The organism is Streptomyces sp. NBC_00414, assembly GCF_036038375.1.
Lineage (GTDB): Bacteria > Actinomycetota > Actinomycetes > Streptomycetales > Streptomycetaceae > Streptomyces.
In genome coordinates this window covers 1,702,041-1,717,407 of the sequence record NZ_CP107935.1, presented here as the reverse complement: position 1 = coordinate 1,717,407, position 15,367 = coordinate 1,702,041, and the positions used below count along the sequence as shown (strand labels likewise).

Genomic DNA, 15,367 nt, shown 5'->3' with positions numbered 1-15,367 from the left:
GTGACGGCAGACCCTCAGGTCATGCGGTCGTCATGCGGTCACCTGGCGGACCACGTACCCGACACCTCGCACGGTGTGGATCAGCTGTGGCCCTTCCTTGTCGTCACCCGCCGTGTCCGTGTCGCCGTCGAGCTTGCGGCGCAGGCGGCTGATGACCAGTTCCACCACGTTCGAGCGGCCGCCGAAGCCGTACTCCCAGACGTGGTCGAGGATCTGGGCCTTGGTGAGCACCGTGGGCGACTTGCGCATCAGGTAGCGGAGCACCTCGTACTCGGTCGGGGTGAGCGTCAGCAGTCGCTCGCCGCGGCGGACCTCGCGGGTGTCCTCGTCCATGGTCAGGTCCGCGACCGTGAGGACGGACCGCTGGAAGGCGGGTCCCGCGCTGCGGCGCAGAACGGTCCGCAGCCGGGCCATGAGTTCCTCCACCGCGAACGGTTTGACGAGGTAGTCGTCACCGCCCCTGGTGAGACCCGCGACCCGGTCCGCCACCCCGTCCCGCGCGGTCAGGAACACCACCGGCACCATCGTCCCGGACAGCCGCAGCCGGTCGAGCACGGCGAAACCGTCGAGCCCCGGCAGCATGAGGTCGAGCACCACGATGTCCGGGTGGAACTCGGCCGCGCGCTGCAGCGCCTCCTCGCCGGAGTTCGCGGTGACCGCCTCCCAGCCCTCGTAGCGGGCGACCGTCGCGACCAGGTCGGCGATGGGCGGGTCGTCGTCCACGACGAGAAGTCGTACTTTTTCCACGTGCCCATAGTGCTTCACGTGGCTGATTACGTCATGGGTGAGGACCTGTCGAGCCCAGATCGATAAACACTTGAAAGTTCATCGACAGGAAAACGACAGGGTTGGCGAGGCAGGCTCGGAGTCCCAGGACCCGAATCAGGGATCCGAGGGCCCGCACCGAGGGTCCGAGGACCCGATCAAGGAGTTGCCGTCCGTGACGACTGTCCAGACGACCGTTCCGCCGCCGACCGCGGCGGTGCGTCCCAAGGTGGTGGCCCGCACCGGCCTGTACGGCGTGCTGGCCCTGAACGTGGTCGTGGTGACCGTGTTCTTCATCCAGGCCGGGTTCGCCTCGAACGCCCTCATCGTGCTGGGCAGACTCGCCGGACTGTACGGCGCGCTCCTGATGGCCTTCCAGCTGCTGCTGGTCGCCAGACTGCCGTGGTTCGACCGCCGCATCGGCATGGACCGGCTGACCTCCTGGCACCGCTGGGTCGGCTTCGGCCTGCTCTTCACCCTGCTCGGCCACGCCGTGTTCATCACCTTCGGCTACGCCCAGTCGTCCTCGATGGACCCGGTGAACCAACTGGTGGACCTCGGCCAGACCGTCGAGGGCGTGTTCCGCGCGATCGTCGCCCTGGGCCTGATCCTCGTGATCGGCGGAGTCTCGGCCCGCTTCGCCCGCCGCCGACTCGCGTACGAGACCTGGCACTTCATCCACCTGTACACGTACGTCGCGGTGGTGCTGGCGTTCACGCACCAGGTCGCGGCGGGTACGACGTTCACGTCGTCGTCCGCCGCCACGACGTACTGGTACGTGCTGTGGGGCGTGGCGCTCGGCGCGGTGCTCCTGGGCCGGCTGGTGCTCCCGCTGTGGCGGAACCTGCGCCACCAGCTGCGGGTCTCCGCCGTGGTGCCCGAGTCCGACAACGTCGTCTCCGTCTACATCACGGGACGCGACCTGGACCGGTTGCCGGCCCGCGCGGGCCAGTTCTTCCTGTGGCGGTTCCTCACCAAGGACCGGTGGTGGCAGGCGAACCCGTTCTCCCTGTCGGCGGCCCCGGACGGCCGGACGCTGCGGCTCACCGCCAAGACGGCCGGCGACGGCACCGCCGCCCTGCGGCACCTCAAGGTGGGCACCCGGGTCTTCGCCGAGGGCCCCTACGGCGCCTTCACCGCGATGCACCGCACCCGCCCCGAGGCCGTACTCATCGCCGGCGGCGTCGGAGTCACCCCGATCCGCGCCCTGCTGGAGGAACTGCACGGGCACGCCGTGGTCATCTACCGGGTGGGCTCGGAGCGGGACGCGGTCCTCTACGAGGAGCTGCGGGAACTCGCCCACGCCAAGGGCGCCGAGCTGCACCTGGTGTCCGGGCCGGTCAGCCCCGACAAGCTGGCGCCGGGCGAGCTCGCGCGGCTCGTGCCGGACATCGACGACCGGGACGTCTTCCTGTGCGGGCCCCCGCCGATGATGAACGCGGTACTGGGCAGCCTGCGCGAGCTGGGCGTACCCAAGCCGCAGATCCATTTCGAGCGCTTCAGCCTGGCGGGTTGAGAGACGTCATGAGCGGGACGAGGGTGAGAGAGACATCGTGAAGCGAGTAATACCTGTCCTGGTCCTGAGCGTCGCGGGCCTGATCCCGGTGTGGTGTTACGCGCCCTCGGACGGCTCGACGACGACCACCGAGGCCGCGGCGCCCGCCTCGACACCCTCCGCGTCCACCGGGGGCGGCTCGTCCCAGGTGGTCAAGGGCTCGACCGTGGACACCGAGAAGGGCCCCGTGCAGGTGGAGGTGACCTTCGACGGCGACAAGATAACCGCCGTGAAGCTGCTCCAGCAGCCGAACCACCCGCAGACCGAGGCGGCCGTGCCGAAGCTCGTCGCGGAGACGCTCACGGCGCAGAGCGCCGACGTCGACACGGTGTCCGGCGCCACCATCACCAGTGACGGCTACCGGGAGTCGCTGCAGGCCGCCATCGACGCGCAGGCCGAGTCCTCCGCGGCCTCCTCCGCCTCGCCGTCCGAGTCGGCCGCCGCCTCCCAGGTCGTGGCGGGCTCCACCGTGAACACCGAGAAGGGGACCGTCCAGGTCGAGGTGACCTTCGAGGGCGACACCATCGGTTCGGTACGCATGCTCCAGCAGCCGAACCACCCGCAGACCGAGGCCGCCGTGCCCAAGCTCATCGCGGAGACGCTTGAGGCGCAGAGCGCCGACATCGACGCGGTGTCCGGCGCCACCATCACGAGCGAGGGGTACGTCGAGTCCCTCCAGGCCGCAATCGACGCGAAGGGCTGACACGTATGTCTGCGACCGGAGCCGCTTTGACCGTGCCTGCCTCGACCGTGCCTGCCTCGACCGTGCCTGCCTCGACCGCGTCTGCCTCGACCGACGCGCTGCATCGTGTCGAGCACATCATGGGGCTGCCGATCTCCCTGCGGATCGAGGGCGAGGGCCCCGGCCCGGAGGCCGCCGAGGCCGCGGACCGGGTCTTCGCGTGGCTGCGTGAGGTCGACGCCCGGTTCAGTCCCTTCCTGGCCGACAGCGAGGTGTCCCGGCTCGGCCGGGGCGAGGCGGCGGCCGACGAGCTGAGCCCCGACCTGGTCGAGGTCCTCGACCTGTGCGAGCGGTACCGGGTCGAGAGCGGCGGGGCGTTCCAGGTACGAGTACCGGGCCGCGGCCTCGATCCCTGCGCCGTGGTCAAGGGCTGGGCCGTTCAGCGCGGAGCGGAGCTGCTGCGGGCGTCGGGCGTGATGACGTTCTGCCTCAACGCGGGCGGTGACGTGGTCACGGCCGGCCGGCCCTGGCGGGTGGGCGTACGGCATCCCGAGCGGGCCGACCGTGTCTGCGTGGTCGTGGAGGTCGCCGACGGGGCGGTGGCCACCTCCGGGCGGTACGAGCGGGGGGATCACATCTTCGACGGGCGTACGGGTCTGCCGGCGACCGGGCTGCTCAGCCTGACCGTCGTGGCCCCCTCGCTGACCGAGGCGGACGCGGTGGCCACCGCGGCGTTCGCGATGGGCGCGGAGGGCGTCGAGTGGGCCGCCTCCCGCGCGGGCTGCGAGGTGTTCGCCGTGGACGCGGAGCGGAGGGTGTTGCGTAGTCCGGGGTTTCCCGTCGCGGACTGAAGAGTGGCGACTGGCGACTGCCGTCGAGGGCGGTGACGGGTTCGCGTGCGCGTTCGCTTGCGCGTGCGGGAGCCGGTGCGGGTGCCCGTGCGTGGGCATGTGCGGGTGCGTCGTGGCTGGGCGCGCAGTTCCCCGCGCCCCTAAAAGCGCCGGTGCCGGGCCCCGCCAGTCTTTTTGGGGGCGCGGGGAACTGCGCGACCAGCCCCCACCGGCCCGCGGACGACGAACAACCCACACCATGAAAGGGGCCCCGAACGACGGGGCCCCTTTCTTATGCGGCAGCTGGGGAGTGACTGCATGTCGAACAAAATTGTTGACAATCTTGTTGGACTAGATTTAGGTTCGACAGGCACTCACTCAGGGAGGGCACACATGCCGAAGGAAGCCCGTCCGAGCACCGGAGAGCAGGCCAGGCAGCACGCGCTCGCGCAGCTGCGGCAGGCGATCCTGCGTGGCGAGATGGCACCGGCCCAGCGGCTGGTGGAGAACGAACTCGCCGAGCAGTTCGGTGTGACGCGGGCCAGTGTCCGGGCGGCTCTGATCGAGCTGGAGTCGGAAGGGCTGGTCGAACGGATCCTCAACCGCGGATCGCGGGTGCGGGTGGTGACCGTGGAGGAAGCGGTCGCCATCACCGAGTGCCGCATGGTCCTCGAAGGACTGTGCGCGGGCAAGGCGGCCGTCGAGGCCAGTGACGAACAGCTGGACCAGCTGGTCGCGCTGGGCGAGGCGATGTCCAAGGCCGTCGCCGACGGTGAGCCGGTGACCTACTCCGACCTCAACCACGAACTGCACGCCCACATCCGGCAGTTCAGCGGCCAGCAGGTGGCCGTGGGACTGCTGGAGCGGCTCAACGCGCAGCTGGTGCGCCATCGTTTCCAGCTCGCGCTGCGACCGGGGCGGCCCCAGAAATCCCTGAGTGAGCATCTGGCCATGATCGACGCGATCAGGGCCCGGGACCCGCGGGCGGCCGAGGACGCCGTCCGCTCCCACCTCGCGGGTGTGATCGACGCGCTGCGTGAATGAGTGTCGCGTGGGCGAGCGTCGCGTGCACGAGTGCTGAGCGAAGGAGCACCGCGCGTGCGCGCCGCGTGCTCGACGCGTCGAGCGCATGACACGTCGAGCGCATGACGCCGCGGGGTGGGCCAACCGGCCTGTCCAGCAAGGAGTTTGCAGGAATGACCCACGGCAACGCGCCCAACACCCCCATTCCCCCCAGCACCCCACGGTCGACGCTCGTCGTCACCGCCCACGCCGGGGACTTCGTGTGGCGGGCGGGGGGAGCCATCGCTCTCGCCGCCGCCCGTGGCGAGAAGGTCACCATCGCGTGCCTGACCTACGGCGAGCGCGGCGAGTCCGCGAAGGCCTGGCGGGCGGGCAAGTCCCTGGAGGAGATCAAGGGGATCCGCCGCGGCGAGGCCGAGGCGGCAGCCGCCGCGCTCGGCGCCGAGGTCGTCTTCTTCGACGCGGGCGACTACCCCCTGACCGTCACACCGGAGCTGACCGACCGCCTGGTGGGCGTCTACCGCGAGGCCCAGCCGGACGTCGTGCTCACCCACCCGCTCGACGACCCCTACAACGGCGACCACCCGGCGGCCGCGCGGATGGCCCTGGACGCCCGGGTCCTCGCGCAGGCCATCGGCTACCCCGCCGAGGGAGAGATCATCGGCGCCCCGCCCGTGTTCTTCTTCGAACCCCACCAGCCCGAGATGTGCGGCTTCAAGCCGCAGGTCCTCCTCGACATCTCCGAGGTCTGGGAGACCAAGCGCAAGGCGATGGAGTGCCTGGCCGCCCAGCAGCACCTGTGGGACTACTACACGGACCTCGCCGTCCGCCGCGGTGTCCAGCTCAAGCGCAACGCCGGACCCAACCTGGGACTGGCCCACAAGACCATGGCCGAGGCGTACATGCGGCCGTACCCGCAGGTCACAGGGGAGCTGGCATGAGCGGCGTGATCGTCACCGACCCGCCCAAGGCGGACGCGAAGGACGTCGAGGCGCTCGCCGCCTACGGGGTCGCCACCGTGCACGAGGCGATGGGCCGCACCGGCCTGCTCGGCACGCACCTGCGCCCCGTCCAGCAGGACACCCGGGTCGCGGGCACCGCGGTCACCGTGCTCTCCTGGCCCGGCGACAACCTCATGATCCACGCGGCCGTCGAGCAGTGCGGCCAGGGCGACATCCTGGTCGTCACGACCACCTCGCCCTCCACCGACGGCATGTTCGGCGAACTGTTCGCCACCGCGCTGCACCGGCGCGGAGTGCGCGGCCTCATCATCAACGCCGGTATCAGGGACACCGCCGAGCTGCGCGAGATGGGCTTCCCCGCCTGGTCCGCCGCGGTCAGCCCGCAGGGCACGGTCAAGGCGACCGGCGGCAGCGTCAACGTGCCGGTGGTCGTCGGCGGCCAGGTGATCCGGCCCGGCGACGTGATCGTCGCCGACGACGACGGAGTGGTGTGCGTGCCCCGCGAGCGGGCCCGCAGGACGGCCGAGGCCTCCGAGGCCCGCGAGGCCAAGGAGGCCGGTGCCCGCGCCGCCTTCCAGGAGGGCCAGCTGGGCCTCGACCGGTACGGGCTGCGCGAGACCCTCGTACGCCTGGGCGTCTCCTACCAGTCGTACGACGAGTACGAGCGTGAGCGGGAGTCCGAGCGCGAGCGGGACGGAGCGGGGTCGTGACCGGCCCCGAGACGCCGCGCTCGGCCGGGCTCCCCTCCGCCGGGGCGGGTGTCAGGGCGGGCTTCGAGGAAGTGCGCTGCATGCTCATGCGCGGCGGCACCTCCAAGGGCGCCTACTTCCTCGCCGGGGACCTGCCCGCCGAACCCGCCCCGCGCGACGCGCTGTTGCTGCGGATCATGGGCAGTCCCGATCCTCGCCAGATCGACGGCCTGGGCGGTGCGCATCCCCTCACCAGCAAGGTCGCGGTGGTCTCCGCCTCCGCCGACCCGGCGGCGGACGTCGACTACCTGTTCCTCCAGGTCGGCGTCGACAAGCCCGAGGTGAGTGACCGTCAGAACTGCGGCAACCTCCTCGCCGGCGTGGGCCCCTTCGCCGTCGAGCGGGGCCTTGTGGTCCCGGACGGCGACCGCACCTCCGTACGCATCCGCATGCTGAACACCGGGGACCTCGCCGTCGCGGACTTCCCCACCCCGGACGGGAGCGTCGACTACTCCGGTTCCGCCGAGGCCTCGGCGGAGATCTCCGGTGTACCGGGGTCCGCCGCACCGGTGGTCATCGAGTTCCCGCAGGGAAGCGGTCCGCTGCTGCCGACCGGCCGGGCGCGGGACCTCGTCGCCGACACCCCGGTGACCTGCGTGAACAACGGAATGCCGACCGTGCTGATCGCCGCTTCCTCGCTCGGCGTCACCGGCTACGAGTCTCCCGAGGCTCTGGAGGCGGACCAGGAACTCGCCGAACGCCTGCGGGAGATCAGGCTGGAGGCCGGGAAACTGATGGGCCTGGGCGACGTGGAGAACACCACCGTGCCCAAACTCAGCCTGCTCGCACCCCCGTCGGACGACGGCGCGGTCATGACGCGCACCTTCATACCGGTGCGCTGCCACACCGCGATCGGCGTCCTGGGTGCCGCGAGCGTGGCCGCCGGACTCCGTGTCGAGGGCGGTGTCGGAGGGGCCGTGGCCCGACTGCCGGAGCACGGGGACCGGATACGCGTCGAGCACCCCACCGGCTTCCTCGACATCGAGACGGCCCTCGCGTACGACACCCCGAACTCTTCGGCCGGCGTGAGCGACGTCGGGCTTCCGGTCGCCCGGCGCACCGCCGTCGTCCGTACCGCACGCAAGATCTTCGACGGCACGGTCTTCCCCCGCCCTGCCTGAGCCGCACAACACCCCTGAGGAGGCCTCATGGCCCCGCCGCTCGGCGACATCGCCCACCTCGGGCACGTCGAACTGCTCACCCCCGACCTGGACGCCAGCGTCCGGTTCTTCACGCAATACCTCGGCCTGACCGAGAACGGCCGCTCGGTCGACGGGACCTCCGTCTATCTGCGGACCTGGGACGACTACGAGCACCACAGCCTGGTCCTGACCGCGCACGACACCTCCGGCATCCGCCGCACCGCCCTGCGCGCCTCCAGCGAGGAGGCCCTCCAGCGCCGGGTCAAGGAGGCCGAGAGCGCCGGCCGCACCGGCCGCTGGGTGGAGGACGAGCCCGGCCTCGGCCCGCTGTACGTCACCACCGACCCCGACGGCCACGAGATCGCCCTCTACTGGGAGAGCGAGTGGTACCGGGCGCCGGACGAGCTGAAGCCAGGACTGAAGAACCAGCCGCAGGCCAAGCCAGGGCACGGAGTGGGCGTACGCCGCCTGGACCACGTCAACTTCCTCGCCGCCGACGTCGCGTCGAACGGCGGCTTCGTCCACGAGGTGCTCGGCGCCCGCCCGACCGAGCAGATCCAGCTCGACGACGGCAGGATCGCCGCCCAGTGGCTGACCTTCAGCAGCAAGTCGTACGACGTCGTCTACACCGAGGACTGGACCGGCTCGACCGGTCGCCTGCACCACATCGCGTTCGCCACGGACACCCGCGAGGACATCCTGCGGGCCGCCGACCTCGCCATCGACACCGGTGTGTTCATCGAGACGGGCCCGCACAAGCACGCCATCCAGCAGACGTTCTTCCTGTACGTCTACGAGCCCGGCGGCAACCGGATCGAGCTGTGCAACCCGCTCACCCGCCTGGTGCTGGCCCCCGACTGGCCACTGATCACCTGGACCGAGAACGAGCGGAAGAAGGGGCAGGCCTGGGGGCTGAAGACCATCGAGTCCTTCCACACCCACGGCACGCCACCGGTCACGCCACCGGTCACGTCACCGGTCACGTCACCGGTCACGTCACCGGTCACGTCACCGGTCGCATCACCGGTTCCTGTGATTGTTGACAAAAACGTTGACAATCCTGGGGCGGATTCCTAGCGTCGAGCGCATCACCGGGGTCAGCCGCACGAGTCGCGCGCGACCCACCTCCCGAATCCCCTCCAGGGACATGACTCCTGGACGAGAGGAACAACGATGTCCCCCTCCTCTTCCTCCTTCGCGCTGTCCGCACGCGGCAGCAGAATGGCCCTGCTGGTCCTGGGGCTGTGCTGGCTGGCCGTCCTCTTCGACGGCCTCGACATGTTCATCTACGGCTCCGTGCTGCCGCACATGCTGGCCGAGAAGTCCCTGGGCCTCACCCCGGACCGGGCGGGCGACCTCGGCAGCTATGCCACCTTCGGCATGCTGATCGGCGCGCTGACCGCGGGGACGATCGCCGACCGGGTGGGCCGCAAGAAGCTGATGGTCGCCTGCGTCACGCTCTTCTCGCTGGCGTCCGGCCTCTGCGCCATGTCGAACGGCGTGGCGGTCTTCGGCCTCGGCCGGACCCTCGCCGGCATCGGCCTCGGCGGTCTGCTGCCCACCGCGATCAGCATGGTCTCCGACTACGCCCCGCGTGCTCGCGCCGCCCTCACCATCGGCATGCTGATGACCGCCCACCACGCGGGCGGCATCCTCTCCGCCTACGTGGCCCTGTGGATCGTGGAGCCGCTCGGCTGGCGCGCCGCGTTCTGGGTCTGTGTGGTCCCGCTGCTCTTCGTACCGGCGCTCGCCAGGTTCATGCCCGAGTCGCTGAGCTTCCTCGTCGCCAAGGGCCGTACCGAGGAGGCCCGCGCGCTGGCCGGCCGCTTCGAGGTCGAACTGCCCGCCGTGGCCGGCAAGAAGGCCGCGGGGGACCGCTGGAACGCCCTCGCCAACCTGTTCCGCGGCGGCGAGTGGACCCAGACCCTGCTGTACTGGCTGGCCTCCTTCGGCGGCCTGCTGCTCGTCTACGGAGTCGCCACCTGGCTGCCCACACTGATGCGCGGTGAGGGGTACGAGCTGGGCTCGGCCCTGACGTTCGTCGTCCTGTTCAACCTCGGTGGCATCGTGGGCATGCTGGTCGCCGGACGTGCCGCGGACCGCTTCGGCGCCCCGCGCATCTCGTCGCTCTGGTTCGCGCTGACCGCCGCCGGGGTCTTCCTGCTCAGTGTCCACATGCCGCTGGCCGTGACCTTCGCGGTCGTCTTCCTCACGGGGGTGTTCCTCAACAGCGCCCAGGTCATGATCTACGCGACGGTCTCCATCCGTTCCACCCCCGACAGCCGTGCCACCGCCGTCGGCTGGACCTCCGGCATGGGCCGCTTCGGCGCCGTGTTCGGTCCCTGGCTCGGCGGCCAGCTGCTCGCCGCCGGGAACGGCGACTGGGGCTTCACCGCGTTCGCCGTCGCGGGCCTGTCGTCGATGGTCTTCATAGGCATCGCCGCGCTGCGCAGCTCGAAGCAGGAGGCGCCGGGGAGTGACACGCCCAAGGGGCTGGTCACCGCCCACTGAGCCCCGGGGAGTCCAGGGAGTTTGAGGAGCCCGGGAGTCGGGGAGTCCGGAGGTCCGGGAGTCTGTGGAGTCCTGAGGAGCCCGGAGGGGTGGCGCCGTGCGGGGCGCTCAGTCGTGGGCGTCCCGCTGGTGCCCGGCCAGCGCGTGGGAGATGTCCCGCGTCGCCGGGTACAGCCGGCGGTAGAGGGCGTACAGCTCCTCGTAGCGGGCGTGCGGGAGCGGGTCGGGAACGACCCGCTCCCGCACCGGGTTCCAGTCGTCGATGACGGGGTCGCCCACCGAGCCGGCGGCCAGGAACGCCGCGCCGTAACTCGCGCCGAGCGAGACGGCCCTGACCTCCTGCTCCAGGCCGGTCACCGAGGAGACGATCCCGGTCCACAGGCCGCCGCGGGTGCCGCCGCCCACGGCGACGACACGGCGGACGTCCGCTCCGGCCGCGCGCATCGCCTCGACGTTGTGCCGGACACCGAAGGCCGTCGCCTCCAGGGCGGCGCGGTAGAGATCGCCCCGGCTGTGCTCCACCGTCAGCCCCGCGATCACACCCCGTGCGTGCGGATCGGCCACGGGCGTCCGCTCTCCCGCGAAGTACGGGAGCATCAGCAGCCCGCGCGCACCGGGCCCGGACGCCTCGGCCTCGGCGAGCAGGGTCGCGTGGTCGGGCGCAGCCTGACCGGATGCCCCGAACAACTCCCGCAGCCAGTCCGTGATCACACCGGACGTGGCCATGCCGCCCGCGAGGCTGCGGGTGCCGGGCAGGGCCCCCACGGTGCTCCACAGCTCGGGCACCAGGAGACGGTCGGCCAGGGTGTGGATCAGGAACATGGTGCTGCCGTACATGAGCATGAGGTCACCGGTGTGTTGTGCCCCCACGCTCAGCGCCTCCGACCAGGCGTCGACGGTTCCGGCGATCACCGGGGTCCCGGCGGGCAGTCCGGTGGTGTCCGCCGCCTCGGCCGTCAGCCGCCCGGCGATGTCCCCGGGCCACAGCAGCCTGGGCAGCTCCAGCCAGGGTGCGATGTGCCGGGTCCACGGCTCGTACCACTCCTGGGCCACGGAGTCGTACAGGGGGACGGCCTGGCTCGCCGAGTGGTGGTCGAGCGCGTAGACCCCGGTGAGCCGGCGCACCAGGTACGAGCTGGGCATGTAGAGGCGCCGGGCCCGCGCGACCGTATCCGGCTCGTGTTCCGCCAGCCAGGCGATCTTGGGACCCACGGCCTGGGTGGACAGCAGGGACCCGCAGCGCCGCAGTACGGCGTCACGGCCCAGCTCGGCCTCCAGGCGGGCGATCTGCTCGGTGGCGCGGGTGTCGACGCCGTACAGGACCGCCGGACGCAGCGGGGTGTCCGCCGCGTCGGTGAGCAGGACGCACGGACCCATCCCGCTGACGCCGACCGCGGTGACACGGTCGCCGCCGCTGCCGTCGGGCGAGGACTTCAGCAGCTCCCGGGCGAGGGAGGCGAACTCGTCCCACCACACCTGTGTGTCCATCTCGACGTGCCCGGGCCGGGGCCGGTCGACCGTGTGGGGTCGCACCGCCGTCGCGAGCACCGTTCCGTCCTCGCCGACCAGCACGCCCTTGCTGCTGGACGTACCGATGTCGACCCCGAGCACCGTCATGTCCTGCTGTCTCCCCGCCTCGCTCGACCGTGTCCGCCGCGCGCGGTGGTCACGGGGGCGGCCTCCGGCGGACCGCCCCACCACGATGTTCTACGGGAGCGACAGGGACCCGTCACGCTGCGGCGGGATCGCCACGCCGTTCTGCTGGAGGGCGACGGTGCGCGCCGGCGAGGGTATGCGGATGCCTTCGAGGCGGTACCGCTTGTGCAGCCGCTTGATGAACTCGTGCTTGATCCGGTACTGGTCGCTGAACTCGCCGACGCCCAGGATCACGGTGAAGCTGATCCGCGAGTCCCCGAACGTGTGGAAGCGGATGGCGGGTTCGTGCTCGGGCATCGCGCCCTCGATCTCCGTCATGACCTCGGTGACGACCTCGGAGGTGACGCGCTCCACGTGCTCCAGGTCGCTGTCGTAACCGACGCCGACCTGAACCATGAGCGTCATCTCCTGCTCCGGCCGGCTGTAGTTGGTCATGTTGGTGCTGGAGAGCTGGGCGTTCGGGATGATGACCAGGTTGTTGGAGAGGTTGCGCACCACGGTGTTGCGCCAGTTGATGTCGACGACGTACCCCTCCTCCCCGCTGGTGAGGCGGATGTAGTCGCCGGGCTGGATCGTCTTCGAGGCGAGGATGTGGATGCCCGCGAAGAGGTTGGCGAGGGTGTCCTGGAGGGCCAGCGCCACCGCGAGACCGCCGACACCGAGGGCCGTGAGCAGCGGGGCTATCGATATCCCCAGGGTCTGCAGGACGACCAGGCAGCCGATGGCCAGGACCACGACCCGGGTGATGTTGACGAAGATCGAGGCCGATCCCGCGACACCGGAACGGGACTGGGTGACGGCCCGCACCAGACCGGCCAGGACGCGGGCGATGGTGATGGTGGCGGCGAGCATGATCAGGACCGTCAGGATCTGGTTGACGGTGTGGTTGACCTTGCCGGTGAGCGGCAGCGCCGCCGCCGCGGCGGCCACCCCGGCCGTGATCGCCGCGACCGGCACCAGTGCGCGCAGCGCGTCGACGAGGACGTCGTCGCCGGTCCACCGCGTACGGGTCGCGTGCTTCCCCAGCCAGCGCAGGAGGAAGCGGAGCAGGACGGTCGCCACGAGTCCGGCGATCAGCCAGACGCCCGCGAGGATCCAGTCGTGCATGGTGAGGTCTCGGTTCACCAACTGCCTCCCGTCGTGCCGGGAAGAGGGCGTACGCCCGTCATGTGTGTCGTCACCTTGTTGCCACCTGCTGCTCGATTCCGGGATGCGCCGGTCCCGTCGGCCGCGACGCTTCGTCGACCGGCGGGACTGGCTCATCTTGCTACATGCGCGGGGGTGCTTCGTGGCGGAGCCGTTCGGGTCAGGCCATCTCCCACGGACACCGCCGCCAACTCGGCGCGTCTCCCGGCTTGTCGGCACCCTCTTCCGCGGGTGTGCGAGCCGATCCGGCCTCGCCGTCCGCCCCGCCGGGGTGCCGACGAGGCCTTTCCGGGCCATGTGCCAAGTTGGCCTGGATCGGTCCGTATGGGTCGAAACACGCGCCTCAGGAGTCACTGAAGGATCCATGGCGCCCGGCTCCCGCCGAGAACCGTGCCGCTCCCTCCAGACTTTCCGCCAACACCCCCATGCCGTGACGCAGTTCACCGTGCAGGGCGGCACGTTCCGCCAGGCCCTCCTGTTCGAGGACCGAGCTCCGGTCGCCGCGCAGACAGGCCTGCGGGAAGCCGGCGATCGAGGCGGCCAGCGCCTCGGCCTCCGCGCGCGCCCGGCCCGGCGGGACCACCCGGTTCGCGAGACCCATCTCGTACGCCTCGGAAGCCGGTACCGGGCGGCCGGTCAGGATCATGTCCATCGCGCGGCCGGTGCCGACGATCCGGGGGAGCCGTACCGTTCCGCCGTCGATGAGCGGTACGCCCCAGCGGCGGCAGAAGACCCCGAAGACCGCGTCCTCCTCGGCGACCCGCAGATCGCACCAGAGGGCCAGTTCGAGACCGCCCGCCACGGCGTGGCCCGCGATCGCGGCGATCACCGGTTTCGACAGCCGCATCCGGGTGGGCCCCATCGGCCCGTCGCCGTCCTCGCGGACGCGGTTGGCGCGTTCGGTGCCGAGCGCTTTCAGATCGGCCCCGGCGCAGAAGGTGCCGCCCTCGCCCCACAGCACCGCGACCCGGGAGGACTCGTCGTCCTCGAACGCCCGGAAGGCGTCGGCGAGTTCGGCCGCCGTGGGACCGTCGACCGCGTTACGGACCTCGGGCCGGCTGAGGACGACCGTGGTGACGTACCCCTGACGTTCGATCCTGACCGGCATTGTGCGGCCCCCTTCGGGTGACGACTGTGCAATGACAGACGACTGTCCAATGACAGAAGCCGGGGCGCAGCCCCGCTTCCGGAAGCGCGGGGAACTGCGCGGGCAACCACACACTCCCCGTGGACGCCCCACTCCGGCAAGCCGCACGGCGCCCCCGCTCAGATCACCTTCAGCCGTACCAGCGCGCCCAGCGTCAGCGCGCCCGGCAGCAGGGGCAGCCACACCGTGATGATGCGGTAGGCGAGCACCACCGCCGTCGCCTGCGCGGCGGGACCGCCCGCCGCGACCAGCGCCACGATCAGCGCGGCCTCCACCGAACCGATCCCGCCCGGCGTCGGCACCAGGGCGACGGCGACCGTGGCCGCGAGATAGGCGACCGCGATGTGCAGCGGGTGCACCGGAAGCCCCAGCGCCTGGCCCACCGCGGCCAGCCCCGCCGCCTGGAAGAGGGGGAACGAGAACGAGCCGCCCCACAGCGCCAGCGCGCGGGCGGGCCGCGTGTGCACCGACCGGGCCTCGCCCAGCGCGGTCCGCAGGAACGCGAACACGGCGGCACGCACCCGCCGTACGAGCAGCAGGACCGCCACCGCGACGAGCACCGCACCGCCGACGGCGAGCAGCAGCGGGCCCACCGCGCCCTCCGGGAGGAGTTCGCCGAGCCGCAGCGCGTCGGGGAACACGATCAGCAGGGCCAGCAGCAGCCCGACCCGCGCGACGGACTCCGCCAGCAGATACAGCGCCAGCGCCGACGAGGAACGGGCCAGCGGAACCCCGCACACCGTCATGAACCGCAGATTGACGGCGCTCGCGCCCAGCCCCGTCGGCAGGAGATGGTTGGCCGCGCCCGCCGCGAACTGGGTCGCCAGCAGCCGCCGCCTGGGGAGCCGCTGGACGAGGGCGCCCTGCCGGGTGACGGAGGCCGCCACCCACGTCATACAGGTCGCGGCGGTCGCGGCCAGCAGCCAGGGCCACTTCGCGGAGGCGAGATGACCGAAGCCCGCTGCGAGCACGGCCCGGTGCTGCACCGCCACCACGGCCACCAGGGCGAGCGGGAGCAGGCAGAGGACCTGCCGGACCGGGAGGCGACCGCGGAAACTCCGGACCGGGAGGCGGTCGCGGAGGGTCCGGACCGGGAGGCGTCTGGGGAGGCTGTGGGGGAGCCGTTCGACCGTCACATCGGGACAGCCTTTCCACGCCGCGCCAACGGGGGGTTGCGGACACGGGGACGGTGGCTGACA

The 15,367-nt window shown here is 71.3% G+C and carries 14 protein-coding genes; 9 read left to right on the top strand and 5 right to left on the bottom strand.

Annotated elements, in window-relative coordinates:
- Positions 1-30: 30 nt before the first annotated feature.
- Positions 31-747, bottom strand: a complete 717-nt coding sequence (locus OHS59_RS07520) for a response regulator transcription factor (protein ID WP_328492608.1) — start codon at positions 745-747, stop codon at positions 31-33.
- Positions 748-940: 193 nt separating this feature from the next.
- Here OHS59_RS07520 and OHS59_RS07515 point away from each other — a divergent pair, with 193 nt between their 5' ends.
- The 9 genes from OHS59_RS07515 (at position 941) to OHS59_RS07475 (ending at position 10,219) form a co-directional block, all read left to right on the top strand.
- Entirely contained in the window at positions 941-2,281 is a 1,341-nt protein-coding gene (locus OHS59_RS07515) for a ferredoxin reductase family protein (protein ID WP_328492607.1), read from the top strand.
- Between the two features lie 37 nt (positions 2,282-2,318).
- On the top strand, positions 2,319-3,023 hold the full coding sequence (locus tag OHS59_RS07510) for an FMN-binding protein (RefSeq protein WP_328492606.1): 705 nt from the start codon (positions 2,319-2,321) through the stop codon (positions 3,021-3,023).
- A 98-nt stretch (positions 3,024-3,121) separates the two neighbouring features.
- The gene (locus OHS59_RS07505; protein ID WP_328499096.1) at positions 3,122-3,853 is read left to right on the top strand and encodes an FAD:protein FMN transferase; all 732 of its coding nucleotides are present in this window, start codon (positions 3,122-3,124) and stop codon (positions 3,851-3,853) included.
- A 372-nt stretch (positions 3,854-4,225) separates the two neighbouring features.
- Positions 4,226-4,876 carry a GntR family transcriptional regulator gene (locus OHS59_RS07500; RefSeq protein ID WP_328492605.1) on the top strand — a complete coding sequence of 217 codons (651 nt, stop codon included), beginning with the start codon at positions 4,226-4,228 and terminating at the stop codon, positions 4,874-4,876.
- A gap of 152 nt (positions 4,877-5,028) precedes the next feature.
- Positions 5,029-5,796, top strand: a complete 768-nt coding sequence (locus OHS59_RS07495) for a PIG-L deacetylase family protein (protein ID WP_328492604.1) — start codon at positions 5,029-5,031, stop codon at positions 5,794-5,796.
- Entirely contained in the window at positions 5,793-6,527 is a 735-nt protein-coding gene (locus OHS59_RS07490) for a 4-carboxy-4-hydroxy-2-oxoadipate aldolase/oxaloacetate decarboxylase (RefSeq protein WP_328492603.1), read from the top strand. Before OHS59_RS07495 ends, OHS59_RS07490 begins: the two co-directional genes overlap by 4 nt.
- An 80-nt stretch (positions 6,528-6,607) precedes the next feature.
- Entirely contained in the window at positions 6,608-7,687 is a 1,080-nt protein-coding gene (locus OHS59_RS07485) for a 4-oxalomesaconate tautomerase (protein WP_328499095.1), read from the top strand.
- 27 nt (positions 7,688-7,714) lie between these two features.
- Positions 7,715-8,785: a catechol 2,3-dioxygenase gene (locus OHS59_RS07480; protein ID WP_328492602.1), complete on the top strand. Its 1,071-nt coding sequence runs from the start codon at positions 7,715-7,717 to the stop codon at positions 8,783-8,785.
- Positions 8,786-8,881: 96 nt separating this feature from the next.
- Positions 8,882-10,219, top strand: coding sequence for an MFS transporter (locus OHS59_RS07475; protein ID WP_328492601.1), 1,338 nt, complete (start codon positions 8,882-8,884; stop codon positions 10,217-10,219).
- 108 nt (positions 10,220-10,327) lie between these two features.
- On the opposite strand, the gene OHS59_RS07470 is transcribed toward OHS59_RS07475, so the two are convergent.
- From OHS59_RS07470 to OHS59_RS07455, 4 genes are all read right to left on the bottom strand, one after another.
- Positions 10,328-11,836, bottom strand: coding sequence for an FGGY-family carbohydrate kinase (locus OHS59_RS07470; protein ID WP_328492600.1), 1,509 nt, complete (start codon positions 11,834-11,836; stop codon positions 10,328-10,330).
- 90 nt (positions 11,837-11,926) lie between these two features.
- A complete protein-coding gene (locus OHS59_RS07465) occupies positions 11,927-13,000 on the bottom strand; it encodes a mechanosensitive ion channel family protein (protein WP_328492599.1) in 1,074 nt (357 codons plus the stop codon).
- Positions 13,001-13,364: 364 nt separating this feature from the next.
- Positions 13,365-14,129 carry a crotonase/enoyl-CoA hydratase family protein gene (locus tag OHS59_RS07460; RefSeq protein ID WP_328492598.1) on the bottom strand — a complete coding sequence of 255 codons (765 nt, stop codon included), beginning with the start codon at positions 14,127-14,129 and terminating at the stop codon, positions 13,365-13,367.
- Between the two features lie 158 nt (positions 14,130-14,287).
- Positions 14,288-15,304: a lysylphosphatidylglycerol synthase transmembrane domain-containing protein gene (locus tag OHS59_RS07455; protein WP_443061394.1), complete on the bottom strand. Its 1,017-nt coding sequence runs from the start codon at positions 15,302-15,304 to the stop codon at positions 14,288-14,290.
- Positions 15,305-15,367 lie beyond the last annotated feature (63 nt).